The organism is Streptomyces sp. 3MP-14 (assembly GCF_006334905.2).
Classification (GTDB): Bacteria; Actinomycetota; Actinomycetes; order Streptomycetales; family Streptomycetaceae; genus Streptomyces; species Streptomyces triticirhizae.
This window is the reverse complement of sequence record NZ_VDLZ02000005.1, coordinates 339,133-351,861: the sequence shown is the minus strand read 5'-3', so window position 1 is coordinate 351,861 and position 12,729 is coordinate 339,133. Positions and strand designations below refer to the sequence as shown.

Annotated in this window: 13 protein-coding genes; 3 read left to right on the top strand and 10 right to left on the bottom strand. The window is 74.9% G+C overall.

Annotated elements, in window-relative coordinates; all coding sequences use genetic code 11:
- Window positions 1-73 precede the first annotated feature (73 nt).
- The gene (gene aceB / locus FH609_RS10210; RefSeq protein WP_139666793.1) at window positions 74-1,669 is read left to right on the top strand and encodes a malate synthase A; all 1,596 of its coding nucleotides are present in this window, start codon (window positions 74-76) and stop codon (window positions 1,667-1,669) included.
- Window positions 1,670-1,708: 39 nt separating this feature from the next.
- Here aceB and FH609_RS10205 read toward each other — a convergent pair whose 3' ends face one another.
- On the bottom strand, window positions 1,709-2,500 hold the full coding sequence (locus tag FH609_RS10205; RefSeq protein WP_139666794.1) for a class I SAM-dependent methyltransferase: 792 nt from the start codon (window positions 2,498-2,500) through the stop codon (window positions 1,709-1,711).
- Between the two features lie 119 nt (window positions 2,501-2,619).
- On the opposite strand from FH609_RS10205, the gene FH609_RS10200 reads away from it, so the two are divergent.
- Entirely contained in the window at window positions 2,620-3,090 is a 471-nt protein-coding gene (locus FH609_RS10200; RefSeq protein ID WP_139666795.1) for an Lrp/AsnC family transcriptional regulator, read from the top strand.
- 7 nt (window positions 3,091-3,097) lie between these two features.
- Here the strand turns inward: FH609_RS10200 and FH609_RS10195 are convergent, their stop codons facing one another.
- The 7 genes from FH609_RS10195 to FH609_RS10165 form a co-directional block, all read right to left on the bottom strand.
- Entirely contained in the window at window positions 3,098-4,387 is a 1,290-nt protein-coding gene (locus tag FH609_RS10195) for a sulfite oxidase (protein ID WP_139666796.1), read from the bottom strand.
- 85 nt (window positions 4,388-4,472) lie between these two features.
- Window positions 4,473-5,876: an 8-oxoguanine deaminase gene (locus FH609_RS10190; RefSeq protein ID WP_139666797.1), complete on the bottom strand. Its 1,404-nt coding sequence runs from the start codon at window positions 5,874-5,876 to the stop codon at window positions 4,473-4,475.
- A 42-nt stretch (window positions 5,877-5,918) separates the two neighbouring features.
- Window positions 5,919-6,809, bottom strand: coding sequence for a factor-independent urate hydroxylase (gene pucL / locus FH609_RS10185; RefSeq protein WP_139666798.1), 891 nt, complete (start codon window positions 6,807-6,809; stop codon window positions 5,919-5,921).
- 3 nt (window positions 6,810-6,812) lie between these two features.
- Window positions 6,813-7,664 carry a 2-oxo-4-hydroxy-4-carboxy-5-ureidoimidazoline decarboxylase gene (uraD, locus tag FH609_RS10180; protein ID WP_139666799.1) on the bottom strand — a complete coding sequence of 284 codons (852 nt, stop codon included), beginning with the start codon at window positions 7,662-7,664 and terminating at the stop codon, window positions 6,813-6,815.
- 93 nt (window positions 7,665-7,757) lie between these two features.
- Window positions 7,758-8,099, bottom strand: a complete 342-nt coding sequence (locus FH609_RS10175) for a helix-turn-helix domain-containing protein (RefSeq protein WP_139667020.1) — start codon at window positions 8,097-8,099, stop codon at window positions 7,758-7,760.
- A 134-nt stretch (window positions 8,100-8,233) separates the two neighbouring features.
- On the bottom strand, window positions 8,234-8,536 hold the full coding sequence (locus FH609_RS10170) for a hypothetical protein (protein ID WP_139666800.1): 303 nt from the start codon (window positions 8,534-8,536) through the stop codon (window positions 8,234-8,236).
- A 39-nt stretch (window positions 8,537-8,575) separates the two neighbouring features.
- On the bottom strand, window positions 8,576-8,950 hold the full coding sequence (locus FH609_RS10165) for a DUF5955 family protein (RefSeq protein ID WP_319789587.1): 375 nt from the start codon (window positions 8,948-8,950) through the stop codon (window positions 8,576-8,578).
- 316 nt (window positions 8,951-9,266) lie between these two features.
- On the opposite strand from FH609_RS10165, the gene FH609_RS31010 reads away from it, so the two are divergent.
- The gene (locus tag FH609_RS31010) at window positions 9,267-10,400 is read left to right on the top strand and encodes a hypothetical protein (RefSeq protein ID WP_193317825.1); all 1,134 of its coding nucleotides are present in this window, start codon (window positions 9,267-9,269) and stop codon (window positions 10,398-10,400) included.
- Window positions 10,401-10,407: 7 nt separating this feature from the next.
- Here FH609_RS31010 and FH609_RS10155 read toward each other — a convergent pair whose 3' ends face one another.
- Together FH609_RS10155 and FH609_RS10150 are read right to left on the bottom strand one after the other, a co-directional pair.
- Window positions 10,408-11,532, bottom strand: a complete 1,125-nt coding sequence (locus FH609_RS10155) for a winged helix DNA-binding domain-containing protein (protein WP_139666801.1) — start codon at window positions 11,530-11,532, stop codon at window positions 10,408-10,410.
- Window positions 11,480-12,679, bottom strand: coding sequence for an XdhC family protein (locus FH609_RS10150; protein WP_139666802.1), 1,200 nt, complete (start codon window positions 12,677-12,679; stop codon window positions 11,480-11,482). The genes FH609_RS10155 and FH609_RS10150 overlap by 53 nt, the downstream gene beginning before the upstream one ends.
- Window positions 12,680-12,729 lie beyond the last annotated feature (50 nt).

The following is a 12,729-nucleotide window of genomic DNA, read 5'->3' as shown; positions in this document are numbered from 1 at the left end:
TCTTCCACGATGTAGAAACTACTATCCATTTTTGCTGCCCCTCCCGAGGTGGAACCGTCACGAAGGAGTTCCCATGTCAGCCGTCACCGTGGAAGCCCGGCACCGGGTGCCGCGCCAGGACGAGGTGCTCACCCCCGAGGCGTTGGACTTCCTCGCGCAGCTGCACCAGCGGTTCACCCCGCGCCGGGACGAGTTGCTGGCGCTGCGCGGCCGCCGCCGCGCGGAGATCGCCCGCACCGGCCGGCTCGACTTCCTGCCGGAGACGGCGGAGGTCAGGGACGGCGAGTGGACCGTCGCGCCCGCGCCGCCCGCGCTCCAGGACCGCCGGGTGGAGATCACCGGGCCGACCGACCGGAAGATGACCGTCAACGCGCTCAACTCCGGCGCCCGCGTCTGGCTCGCCGACTTCGAGGACGCCCTCTCCCCCACCTGGGCCAACGTGGTCGGCGGCCAGCTGAGCCTGGCCGACGCGTTCCGCCGGCGCATCGACTTCACCGACGAGCGCGGCAAGGCGTACGCGCTGCGCCCCGACGCCGAGTTGGCGACCGTGGTGACCCGGCCGCGCGGCTGGCACCTGGACGAGCGCCATCTGACGGTCGAGGGCCGCGCGATCCCGGGCGCGCTGGTCGACTTCGGGCTCTACTTCTTCCACAACGCCCGCTGGCTGATGGACATGGGCAAGGGGCCCTACTTCTATCTGGCCAAGCTGGAGTCGCACCTGGAGGCGCGGCTGTGGAACGACGTGTTCGTGTTCGCGCAGGACGCGTTGGGCCTGCCGCAGGGCACCGTCCGGGCCACGGTGCTGATCGAGACGGTCACCGCCGCCTTCGAGATGGAGGAGATCCTCTACGAACTCCGCGACCACGCCTCGGGTTTGAACGCGGGCCGCTGGGACTACCTGTTCTCGATCGTGAAGAACTTCCGGGACGGCGGCGAGCGCTTCGTGCTGCCCGACCGGAACGCGATCACCATGACGGCCCCGTTCATGCGCGCCTACACCGAGCTGCTGGTGCGCACCTGCCACAAGCGCGGCGCGCACGCGATCGGCGGGATGGCGGCGTTCATCCCCTCGAAGGACGCCGAGGTCAACAAGGTCGCGTTCGAGAAGGTCCGCACCGACAAGGAGCGGGAGGCGGCCGACGGCTTCGACGGCTCCTGGGTGGCGCACCCGGGCCTGGTGCCGGTGGCCGAGGGCGCGTTTGACGCGGTGCTCGGCGAGCGGCCGCACCAGAAGGACCGGCTGCGGGAGGACGTGGCGGTCACGGCCGAGGAACTGCTGGACATCGCCTCGGTGCCGGCCCGCCCGACCGCCGACGGGCTGCGCAACGCGGTGCAGGTCGGCACCCGTTACCTCCAGGCGTGGCTGGCCGGGCGGGGCGCGGTCGCGGTGTTCAACCTGATGGAGGACGTGGCGACGGCCGAGATCTCGCGCTCGCAGATCTGGCAGTGGATCAACGCCGGGGTGCTGTTGGACAACGGCGAGCGGGTCACGCGACCGTACGTCCGCCAGGTCGCGGCCGACCAGCTGGTGAGCATCCGCGACGAGGTGGGCGAGGACGTCTATGTGGCGGGCGGCTGGGAGCGGGCGTTCGACCTGCTGATGGAGATCGCGCTGGACGAGTCCTATGTGGACTTCCTGACGCTGCCGGCCTACGAGCTGCTGGACTGACCGGGCCGACGCCGTCGGCGCTGCGGCTCTCGCCGGTCCTCAGCCGGCGAGCCGCAGCGCCACGGTGCGCCAGGCGCCGCCCTGGGCGGAGCGCTCGCCGACCACCCGCAGCCCGGCGGTGTGGCACTGGCGCACCACCCAGGCGTGGGCGAGCCGCAGCTTGCGGTAACTGCCGGTCTTCAGCGTCCAGTTCTCGCCGCCGTCCCGGCCGACCTCGCGGACATGGACGAGGTCGTGCACGACCACGGTGTAGTCGTCGAAGTCGTCCGGGTACTCAAGGAAACAGGTCATGATCCGGTCCTCGGTGGCCCGGACCGGAAGGAAGCGGTCGGTCCCGGTCAGCGGAACGGTCAGGTCGCGGTAGGAGAGCACCGCCGTGCCGTCCGGGGTGAGCGCGTCCGCGACGTCGTTGAGGAGCGCCGCCACATCGCCCCTGGTCGGCAGGTGGGTCAGGGTGTCGCCGAGGCAGAGCACCGCGTCGGCGGTGCCGGGGCCGACGTGCTCGCGCAGCGCGGCCCGCAGGTCGCCGTGGACCGGGCGCACGGCGGGCACCTCGGCGGCGTTCCGCTCCAGCTCGGCGAGCAGCCGGCGGCTGAGGTCCACCGCCAGCACCCGTTCGAAGCCCAGCGCGGCCAGGGCCAGGCTGGTGTGGCCCGGCCCGCACCCCAGGTCGACCGCCCGGCGGCCGGCGCCGTCGGGCCGCACCCCCCACTCCTCCAGCAGCGCCCGCTGTCCGGCCACCAGCCCGGGCAGGTCGCCGCCGAGCATCCAGGTGTAGTGCTCGGCGAGCAGGCGGTCGTAGTGGTCGACGGCGAGCGTGGTGGGCGTCATCGGCGGCCCTTCTGCGATGCGGGCGGAGGTGCGCGGGTACGGCGACGAACGTAGCCCGTGGTACGACCGCGTGGGGGACCGGCCGAACGGTGTTCGGAGTTGAGCGGAGAATGGCGACCATGGACGACATTGATTCGGCGCTGCTGGGCCATCTCCAGCGTGACGCACGGCTCACCAACCGTGAGCTGGCGCGGCTGGTCGGCATCGCGCCCTCGACCTGTCTGGAACGGGTGCGCAACCTGCGGGCCAGGGGCGTGATCACCGGCTACCACGCGGCCGTTGACCCCCGGGCGCTGGGCCGTTCGCTCCAGGCGCTGATCTTCGCCCGGCTCCGGCCGCTCAGCCGGGAGGTGATCACCAGCTTCCAGAGCTATCTCTCGGGACTGCCCGAGGTGCGCTCGGTGCTGGTGGTCTCCGGCGACGAGGACTTCGTGATCCATGTCGCGGTGCCCACCATCGAGCATCTGCACGCCTTCCTGATGGACCGGGTCAGCGCCCGGCGTGAAGTGGTCAACTTCCGCAGCTCGGTGATCTACCAGCAGACCGTCACGCATGTGCTGACCCCGATCGAGGGCCCGAAGCCGGGGTGAGGGCGTCTCAGCCGGCGGTCACCACGACCGGGTGGCGGACGACCGCGTTGAAGAGGTAGCCCTGCTCGTTGAACGTGGCCCGCTCCGGCTGGCGGGCGCCGGTGGCGTCGGTGGCGCGGGCCAGCAGGGTCGCGGGGCCGGGGGTGGTCGGGGTCCAGGGCACCGACCAGCGCACCCAACGGTCGGCGCGCGGCGTGTCCCGCAGGCGCGCGGGGCGCCAGCTCGCGCCGCCGTCCACGCTGACCTCGACGGAGCGGACCGGCGCGTTGCCGGACCAGGAACGGCCGGTCAGCCGGTGCCGCTCGCCGGCCACCAGCGGCGCGTCCCAGTCGAGTTCGAAGGCGCTCTTGAGGGTCTGCCGGGTCAGCGGCGCGCTGCCGCCCTCGGGGTGGTCGGGGCCGAAGAGGCGGTAGAGGTCGGTGTTCCACGGCGAGTAGAGCGGCTCGGTGGAGACCTCGATGTCGCCGACCCACTTGATGGAGGCGATGCCGATCCAGGACGGCACCACCACGCGCACCGGGTGGCCGTGGTCGGGCGGCAGCGGCTCGCCGTTCATCTCGTACGCGAGCAGCACGTCGTCCAGCGCCTTGGCCAGCGGCAACGGGCGGCGCACCCGGCCGAGTTGGTTGCCCGAGGAGTCCTCGTAGGGGTCGTCCAGGCCGCGCGGCTGGACGTCCACGGCGTCCCGGCGCAGCCCGGCGCGCCGCAGCACCTCGGCCAGCCGCACCCCGCGCCAGCGGGCGACGCCGATGGCGCCGAGCTTCCAGGCGGTGCCGGAGACCGTCTCGCCCTGCTGCGAGGTAAAGAAACTGCGCCCGTTGCCGGCGCACTCCACGGCGGCGGTGTGCACGGTGGCGGGCAGCGCGCGCAGCTCGTCCAGGCCGAACTCCACGGCGCCGCCGCGCAGTCCTCCGCCCCAGACGGTCAGCCGCCAGTCCTCGGCGGCGATGGTCGGGGTGACGGTGTGGTTGCGCACGAAGAACAGCTCGTTGGGCGTGTGGTAGCCGACCTCACGCAGCGCGGACCAGCGGGTCTCGGCGTTGGTGCCGTGCACCACGAACGCGTCCTCGGGCAGCGGCTTGACGATGCCGGGCGCCGGGTCGGCGCCCCCGGTGGCGCGACTCGCGGCGCGCGCCCCCGGCGCGCCCGCGCCCAGGGCGGCGCCGGCGGCCCCCAGCGCGCCGCCGGCGGCCAGCAGGCGGAGCAGGGCGCGGCGGTCGATCCCCTCGGCGCGCGCCCGCCCGTCGAGGAACTGGCGCAGCCGGCGGCGGTCGTAGAGCCTCTCGTCGATCGTCATGGACGGGCATCCTCCGTCAAACGCGCCGGCCGCGCCATTGCGGCGCCTTAACGTCGTGTGAACTCTGCGCCGGGACCCCCAACGCTCAGGCATCGGCGGCCCGTTGGGCCAGCCGCCGGGCCTCGGCCCGGGCCGTGGCGGCGATCTCGGCCTCGTCGGCGGTGCGCAGCACGCCGTCCTCGACGATCGGCACCCCGTTGACCAGCGAGAGCGCGACCGGCGCCGGCGGGCCCAGGACCAGGGCCGCGACCGGGTCCTCGATGGTGGAGTGGCCCAGGCCGTCCAGCCGCCACAGCACCACGTCGGCCAGCCGGCCCGGCGTCAGCGAGCCGATCTCGGCCTGCCGGCCCAGCACCTCGGCGCCGCCGGCGGTGGCCAGCCGCAGCGCCTGGCGCGCCGTCAACGCCCGCTCCCGCCACGGGCCCAGGCGGTTGACCAGCACGGCGTTCCGCAGCTCGGTGTGCAGCTCGCCGGACTCGTTGGACGCGGTTCCGTCCACGCCGAGCCCCACGGGCACCCCGGCGGCCAGCAGGTCGGGCACCCGGGCGATGCCGGCGGCCAGCCGCGCGTTGGACGAGGGGCAGTGCGCCACGCCGGTGCCGGTGCGGGCGAAGGCGGCGATGTCGGCGTCGGACATGTGCACGCAGTGCGCCATCCACACGTCGGACCCGAGCCAGCCGGTGTCCTCGAAGTAGGCGGTCGGGCCCATCCCGAACCGCTCGTGGCAGAACGCCTCCTCCTCGACCGTCTCCGAGCCGTGGGTGTGCAGCCGCACGCCGAGCCGGCGAGCCAACGCGGCCGACTCGCGCAGCAGTTCGGTGGTCACGGAGAACGGCGAGCAGGGCGCGACCACGATCCGCAGCATCGCGTCGGGGGCCGGGTCGTGGTGGGTGACGACGGCCTCCTCGGTGGCGGCGAGGGCGGCCTCGGTGGTCTCCACGGCGAAGTCCGGGGGCAGCCCGCCGGCGGAGGCGCCCAGGTCCATCGAGCCGCGCGCGGCCATGAAACGCACGCCCAGCTCGCGCGCCGCGCGCACCTCGGCGCCCAACAGGTCGCCCGCGCCCCGGGGGAAGACATAGTGGTGGTCGAACGCGGTGGTGACCCCGCCGCGCGCCATCATCGCCAGCGAGGCGCGGGCGGCCGTGCCCACCATGGCCTCGTCGATCCTGGACCAGACCGGGTAGAGCGCGACCAGCCAGTCGAAGAGGTGGGCGTTCTGGGCCAGGCCCCGGGTGAGCCACTGGTAGAAGTGGTGGTGGGTGTTGACCAGCCCGGGGGTGGCCAGCTGGCCGGTGGCGTCGAGCAGCCGGGCGGCCCGGGCCCGGTAGGACGCGGGGGCCGGCCCGGGGCCGACGGCGAGCAGCCGGTTGCCGGCGATGACCAGATGGCCGCTGGCGTGCTCGGTCCCGACACCGTCCATGGTCGCGATCGCGCAGTTCTCGATCACCAACGACGGTTCTTCGGACGGCGGTTGATCGGTCGGGGGCATGGCCATGGTGGGCGTCTCCGGGGTGGTCAGCGGCGGGCGTCGTCAGAGGCGGGTGAGTTCGACGGGGATGCGCTGTTCGGCGCCCTCGCGCAGCACGGTGGCCTCGATCAGGCCGAACGGCCGGTCGGCGGCGTGGTAGACGGCGCCGTCGCCGGTCTCGTTGGCCACCCCGAACGGGCTGAGGTCGACCAGGAAGTGATGCTTGTTGGGCAGCGACAGTCGAATCTCGGCCACGCCGGGAAGCTGCTCGATCACGGCCGAGCCCATCGCGAACAGGGTCTGTTGCAGCGAGTACGAGTAGGTGCCGGCGAAGGCCGCCAACAGCCGTTCCCTGGCGGCGGCGTGGTCGGCGTTCCAGTCGGCCGCCGCGACGGCGGCGGGCTCCTCGGCCGTGTGCCGCCAGCGGGCGGTGACCTCGGTGGCCAGCACCCGGTCGGTGGTCTCCGCCAGGGTGGTGTAGGCGTCGCGGACGAAGCCGTGGAACTCGGAGTCCGTGGTGTTGAGCACGGTCAGCCCCGTCAGCCCGCTCAGCACCTGAAGGGCCCGGCCGTCGAACGTGACCCGGGCGGTCCTGGTGTCCTGCCCGGCCCGCGCGAAGGAGTGGTCCCCCAGCCGCTCCCAGCGGTGCTCCGCCACGTCCACCACCGCGCCGCGCACGGTGGGTTGGGCGTCCACGAAGTGCCGCGCCAGCTCGGCGGCGAAGGACTCGGGCGAGTCGATCCCGCGCTCCCTGGCGAGGACGTAGACGGTGTTCTTCACGGTGTCGGTGGGCAGCACCGCCGCGTTGGAGCCGACGAGGTGCGCGTCGGTCATGTCCCCGGAGAGGGCCACCGAGACGGTGAGGTCGGTCAGTTCGTGCCTCTCGCCCGCCCGCGCGACGCGCACCACGCGGGTCTCCGCCTTGCCGTACTGGTTCTGGCCGAGCACCGGCATGGGTCAGCTCCCTCGGTAGACGGAATAGCCGAACGGGTTGAGCAGCAGCGGGATGTGGTAGCGCTCGCCGGCGGTGACCGCGAAGGCGACCGTGGCCTCGGGGAAGAACGCGGTGCCGGTGCCGCCGCCGGTCAGATAGGGCTCGACGGCGAAGGTCAGCCGCGCGGCCACGGCGCCGCCCGGGAGCGCGGGCAGGGTGGCGCAGCGCCCGTCGGCGTCCGTGCGCCCCTCGGCGTGCGGGTGCCAGCCATCGGGCCCGTCGCGCCGGGCGTCGCGGACGTCGAGCCGCACCGCGACGCCGGCGGCCGGGCGGCCGGCGCTGGTGTCCAGCACATGGGTGGAGACCGTGACGGGCGTCTCCGTGAGGCGGGTCAGCCGCAGCCGGTTGATCTTTCCCAACTCCCGGCGCGCGACGGCCGCCTCGCGCTCGGGCGGGTGCGCCAAGCGGGCGCGCAGCGCGTCCCGCATCCGCTCCCCCGACAGGCCGGTGGCGCAGATGAGGAAGGTCCGGCCGAAGCGCTCCTGGTAGGTGAGGTTGAGGTCGAGCAGTTCGGACCGGAGCGCCGCGTCGGCGTCGGCGAGGCCGCTCTGTTCGCGGGCGGAGGTCGGGTCGCCCGGCCTGGGCCGGCCGATGGGCGGGTGGCCGGCGACCGCCGCCTCGAACTCCTCGGGTGACAGCGCGGCGACCGCCGCGTCCTGGGCGGACAGCAGGGCGTCGGGATCGGCGAACGGGCGGGCGGAGAGCAGCCGTTCGCCCCAGTCCCGCGAGGCGCAGACGGCGTGCAGGGCGTGCCGGACGGCGCCGGCGCCGGCGTGGTTGAGCCAGGTCAACCCGGGATGGGCGGGCGAGGTCATCGACCCAGCTAAGCGGCCGGGGACCGGGTACGTCAACAGTTTGTTGAAGCGCGCCGCCGCGCCGCCTCGGGGTGGCGTCCGGGCGCCATGGGCTCAGTCGCCGCCGGCGCGGTTGAGGTAGTTGTAGACGGTGAAGCGGCTCACCCCGAGCGCGGCGGCCACCGTCTCCACGCCGTGCCGCAGGGCGAAGGCGCCCCGCTGTTCCAGATTGCTGACGATCCGCTGCTTGGACCTGCGGTCCAGCTCGGCCAGCGGACGGCCGTGGCGGCGGCGCAGGTCGTCCAGGATGTGGTCGAGGGAGTCCGACAGCAGCGGCAGCCGCACGGCGGCGACGGTGGCCCCGTCCCAGCACAGCGGCACGTCGTCCTCGCCGGCCTGGAGCGGATCGACCAACTCACCGCCTATGGCGGCCAACAGAGGACCGAGAGCGGTCAGAAAGCGCTGCTCCTCGGACTCCTCGGCGTCTCCCGAGGCGCCGGGCGCGCCCCGGCCGGCGAGCGGGCCGCCGGGCGCGTGCGGCTCGGGAGGGTGCCCCGACCCGACCGGCCGCCGTCGGCCGTTGCCGGCGCTCACGCGGCGGCCTCGCCGGCCGCGCCGGGCTCCGTCGGCGGCTGCTCCGGTGGCTCCTCCGTTGGCTCAACGGCGTTGACCTGAAGGGATATTCGGGTGGCGCCGGCCGCGACGGCGCGGCGCAGCAGCTCGGCGACCGCGTCGACCACGGCGTCGGGCGAGCCCTCGGCGCTGTTGCCGAACGGGCCCACCTCCACCGCCTCCAGGCCGGCCCGCGTCACCACGTCCCGCGCCACCAGCGCGTGGGGCGGCACCTCGTCGAGGTCGAAGGGCTCGGTGGAGAACTCAAGTCGCAGTCGCACGCCGCCAACCTAACTCCCGCGCCGACGCGCCGCCCCCGGTCAGCCGACCCACGTCCCGCCCGGTGTGGCGGTCCGACGCGGGTCGTCCGCCTGGTAGTGCGGGACCCCGAACAGCTCCACGGCCCGGCGGAACTCGGCGAGCGCCGGCCTGAGCGCGCTGACCGAGCCGAGGGCGGCGGCGATCTCCAACAGTGCCTGCGCCAGCGTCGCCTGGTCGGGAACGCCGGCGACCGACAACTCGTCCAGGCCGGTCAAGCGCTCCATGGCGACCTCGCGATCGGCGAGCGCGACCTGGTAGCCGCCCAACTCGCGTCGCAGCCGGTGCACGGCCGCGCGCAGCATGGTCACCCGGGGGTCGAGCCCGGCCATCGGTGCGGTGCGCACCAGATGAGCCGTCTCAGCTTCTCCTGCCACCCAACCCTCCCCTACCCGTCTTCCAGAAAGCCACCCGAAAACGTGCCGGACTCCTCCCCACGCACGCCAGAACGTGAAGGACCCGGCAGGGAAAGTAAATATCACTGTCCGCGCATCACGCCATACGGAGGGCTAGATTGCGTGTCACATTCCGATGAACAATGTGGTCCGGTTTCTCTCCGGCCTTCCCCGGGGCGTTCGATGATGTGCGGGTGCTTCGGGTGAAGAGGCGGTTTGCGGGAAGGGGCCGTAGGCTCGACGACTGCCGGGGGTCGGGTGCGAGTCCCGTCGAGAAGTTCCGTTGGGGGAGCGTCCCATGGCCAGAAGCGTGTTGCTGCGATGCCCGGCGTGCCGGCTCGAACACCGCTATGTCCCGCCGGAGTACCCGTGTGTCTGCGGGGCGCCGGTGACGCTGCCGGTGGCCGACGACAGCACGCCGGTGCGGGTGGCGCACCGCTCCTGGGCGGACAGCTGGGCGGAGTTGGACTGCCCGGCCTGCGGCCGCCCCGGGCACTGGCCGCAGCCGGGCTTCGACTGCCCGTGCGGGGCGCTGGTGCGGCTGACGCCGATGGCCCCGAGGGTCGCCGGCCCGTCCTGGTACCGGGGCGCGGACGGCGCGGCGCCGGCCAACGGGGCCGCTCACACGGGGACTTCGGGCCCGGGCGCGGAGGCCGGCGAGGGCGCGTGGGCGCCGGCGCCCGGCGGCGCGGAGGCTCGGCCGGTCAACGGGCGCGCGGCGGAGGGCCCTTCCGGGCTCGCGGCGGAGCGCGACGGCGGCCGGGAGGCGGCGAAGGCCGCCGGCCCCACGAGCGCCTCGCCCTCGGACGACGGCGGCCCCGACCGGGAGAACGATTCCACCGCCGGCCCGCGAGGCGACACCACCGACGCACCGCCGCCGGGCCCGCGCCCGGGCGGCGGCCCCCGGGGCGCTCCCGGGGCGCCCGCCAGGGAGAGCAGCGCGGCGCGGGACTTCGCGCAGGGGCGCCGGGCGGCGCGCGGCGCCCCGGCCAGGGCCGCGCGCGAGGGTCGTGCCACGCCCGCCGAACCGGGCGCGCGGCGCGGCCCGTTCCGCCCGTTGACCATCAGGACCGGCTATGACGCGGTGGCCTGCGCCGCGCACTTTCTGCGCTGGCTCGGCTTCGCCGGGGTCCGCACCGCCGTGCCCAGGACCGCCTCCGGGCTCGACCTGCGCGGGCCTTCCGTGGTCGGCCTGGTGAACGCCACCACCGAGCCGACCGGCGACGAGGAGCTGGAAGTCCTGTGGCTGCACGGCCTGTTGGGCTCCTCGCTGGCCGTCGCCTTCTCGCTGGCCGGCTACCGGGGGCAGGCGCGGACCCTGGCCGACCGGCTGCGGCTGCCGCTCTTCGTGCTGGACCTCAGCGGCACGCCCCAGCCCGTCAACGAGCCCGGCCAGCGGCTGCTGGACCACGGCGTCGACGCCGAGCCCTGACGGGCGTTCACACGCGGTCGGCGCCCTCCTCGATCCGCACGTCCTGCCGGGCGCCGGGGGTGTGGAAGGCGAGGAGCGCGGCGCCCTCGGCGGTGACCCCGGCCCGCTCGTCGGCGGTCAGCGGCTTCAGGGGGCGCAGGACGAGGGTGGCCTCGGTGTGCCGGCGGTCGGCGTCGATCCGCCAGGTGCCCCGGACGAAGCCGTCCACCAGGAACGGCGGGTCGGACCGCATCCCGCCGCGCCAGACCGCCGCCCTGGCCTCGTCGGGCAGCACGCGGGTGCGGTCGTGGTGCCCGATGAAGGCGTTGTCGAACTCGGGCAGGAAGCGGGGCGGCGCCGGGGCGTCCTCGTCCGGGAGGGTGGCCTCCGCCAGGTCGAAGAGCGTGGTCCGCCCGTCGGGCCCGCGATAGGTCCGCAGCCGGCCGTCGAGCCGTTCGAAGACCTCCGCCAGCCGCGTCAGCCCCGACCAGGTCTGCGCGTCCCTGACCGAGGCGGGACCGAACGCGGCCAGATAGCGCAGCACCAGCTCGTCCACCGAGCCGTCCTCGGCCAACTCGGCGCCCAGCCAGGACTGGGCGGTGGTGTGCCGGGCCGCACCGCCCCGGTGCCACAGCCCGTGCGGCGGGACCTGGACCAGCGCGAGGAAGTGGCGGGCGACCATGGCCAGGTCGCGCGGCGCGTACGCCGGCCAGCGCTCGGCGAGCCGCCGACCCAACTCCTCGGCGGTCAGCGGCCGTTCGTCCAGCAGGGCGCGGGATGCCTCGCTCACCTCGGCCAGGTCCACCCCGGTCAGCCGCTTGCCGAAGGAGGAGCCGAACGGGCGCTGGTGCGCGGCCTCCAGCACCGGCCGCAGCCGCAGGCAGTCCCGGGCGGTGACGGTGTGGATCGTGGCGCGGAGCAGCGATATCCGGACAAAGGCGCGGGCCTCGAAGCGGCGGGAGAAGTCGGCGGCGTCGAAGTCGGCGAGCCGGGAGAAGAGCGCGGTGTAGTGGTTGGTCGGGACCTGGGTCTGGAGCCCCACCAGGTGCTCGACGGCCTCGGCCGGCGTGACCGGCGCGCGCCGGGCGAGCCACTGGCGGTCAAGCAGCGCGCGGTTGAGGGTGCGGAGGGAGAGCTGGGGCGGCCGGGTCATGGGGCGAGCCTATGTCCGCCCACTGACAGTCGGCCGACGCGCCGCCGTCCCGGTGGATCGGCAGCCCGCTGCCGGTCAGCGGCACCCCGCTGCCGCCCCTGCGCACCGCGACCATCTCGGCGGCGATGGCCAGCGCCGTCTCGGCCGGGGTGCGGGCGCCCAGGTCGAGGCCGATCGGCGAGCGCAGCCTGGCCAGTTGGGCCTCGCCGAGCCCGGCGGCGCGCAGCCGGCGCAGCCGGTCCTCGTGGGTGCGCCAGGAGCCCATCGCGCCCACATAGCCGGCCGGCCCGCGCAACGCCCGCACCAGCGCCGGGACATCGAACCTCGGGTCGTGGGTCAGCACGCAGACCGCGTCGCGCGCCGTGAGCCGCTGCGTGTCGAGATAGCGGTGCGGCCAGTCGTTGACGACCTCGGCGGCCTCGGGGAAGCGTTCGGCGGTGGCGAAGACCGGGCGGGCGTCGCAGACCGTGACCCGGTGGCCGAGCGGGCCGGCGACCCGGGCCAGCGCGGCGGCGAAGTCCACCGCGCCGAAGATCAGCAGCCGGGCCGGGGCCCGCCGGCCCTCGACCCACACCCGGCGCCCGCCCGGGAGGCGGACGATCCCGGTGCCGCCCCGTTCCGCCAGCGCGCGGGCCCGCGCGAGCGCCGTCCGGTCGGCCGCCGCGCCCCAGCCCAGGGTGCCGCGCGCCCCGTTTCCCTCGCCCGCGTCCGGCTCCCAGAGCAGCGCCCCGGCGTCGCCCCCCGGCCCCTCGGGCAGCGCCCGCAGCAGGGTGACGGCCCGGCCCTCGGCCACGGCCCGCACCGCGCCGGCCAGCAGCGGGCGTTGGGCCGCGCCGGCGGCCACCGGGGTGACCAGAAGATCGACCGTTCCGCCGCAGGTCAGCGCCGGGGCGAACGGGTCGGCGGCGTCGGCCGCGTACCGGACCAGCCGGGGCGCGCCCTCGGCCAGCGCCGCCCGGCACTCCTCCCACAGGGCGCCCTCGACGCAGCCGCCGGAGACCCCGCCCAGGGTTCGGCCCCGCTCGTCCACGGCGAGCGCGGCGCCCGGCCGGCGCGGGGCGCTGCCCTCGACGGCCACCACGGTGGCCACGGCGAACGCGCGGCCCTCGCGGCACCAGGCGTCGAGTTCGGCGGCGATGTCCAGCATGGCGGGCCTCCGTTCCCCTTCTTCGGACGGTCAGCGGGCGGTCGGCGGGC

What these genes read in the sequence shown, in the direction of transcription:
- aceB (WP_139666793.1), top strand. Translation starts at nt 74, where the DNA reads ATGTCAGCCGTCACCGTGGAAGCCCGGCACCGGGTGCCGCGCCAGGAC.
- FH609_RS10205 (WP_139666794.1), bottom strand. Translation starts at nt 2,500, where the DNA reads ATGACGCCCACCACGCTCGCCGTCGACCACTACGACCGCCTGCTCGCC.
- FH609_RS10200 (WP_139666795.1), top strand. Translation starts at nt 2,620, where the DNA reads ATGGACGACATTGATTCGGCGCTGCTGGGCCATCTCCAGCGTGACGCA.
- FH609_RS10195 (WP_139666796.1), bottom strand. Translation starts at nt 4,387, where the DNA reads ATGACGATCGACGAGAGGCTCTACGACCGCCGCCGGCTGCGCCAGTTC.
- FH609_RS10190 (WP_139666797.1), bottom strand. Translation starts at nt 5,876, where the DNA reads ATGCCCCCGACCGATCAACCGCCGTCCGAAGAACCGTCGTTGGTGATC.
- pucL (WP_139666798.1), bottom strand. Translation starts at nt 6,809, where the DNA reads ATGCCGGTGCTCGGCCAGAACCAGTACGGCAAGGCGGAGACCCGCGTG.
- uraD (WP_139666799.1), bottom strand. Translation starts at nt 7,664, where the DNA reads ATGACCTCGCCCGCCCATCCCGGGTTGACCTGGCTCAACCACGCCGGC.
- FH609_RS31010 (WP_193317825.1), top strand. Translation starts at nt 9,267, where the DNA reads ATGGCCAGAAGCGTGTTGCTGCGATGCCCGGCGTGCCGGCTCGAACAC.
- FH609_RS10155 (WP_139666801.1), bottom strand. Translation starts at nt 11,532, where the DNA reads ATGACCCGGCCGCCCCAGCTCTCCCTCCGCACCCTCAACCGCGCGCTG.
- FH609_RS10150 (WP_139666802.1), bottom strand. Translation starts at nt 12,679, where the DNA reads ATGCTGGACATCGCCGCCGAACTCGACGCCTGGTGCCGCGAGGGCCGC.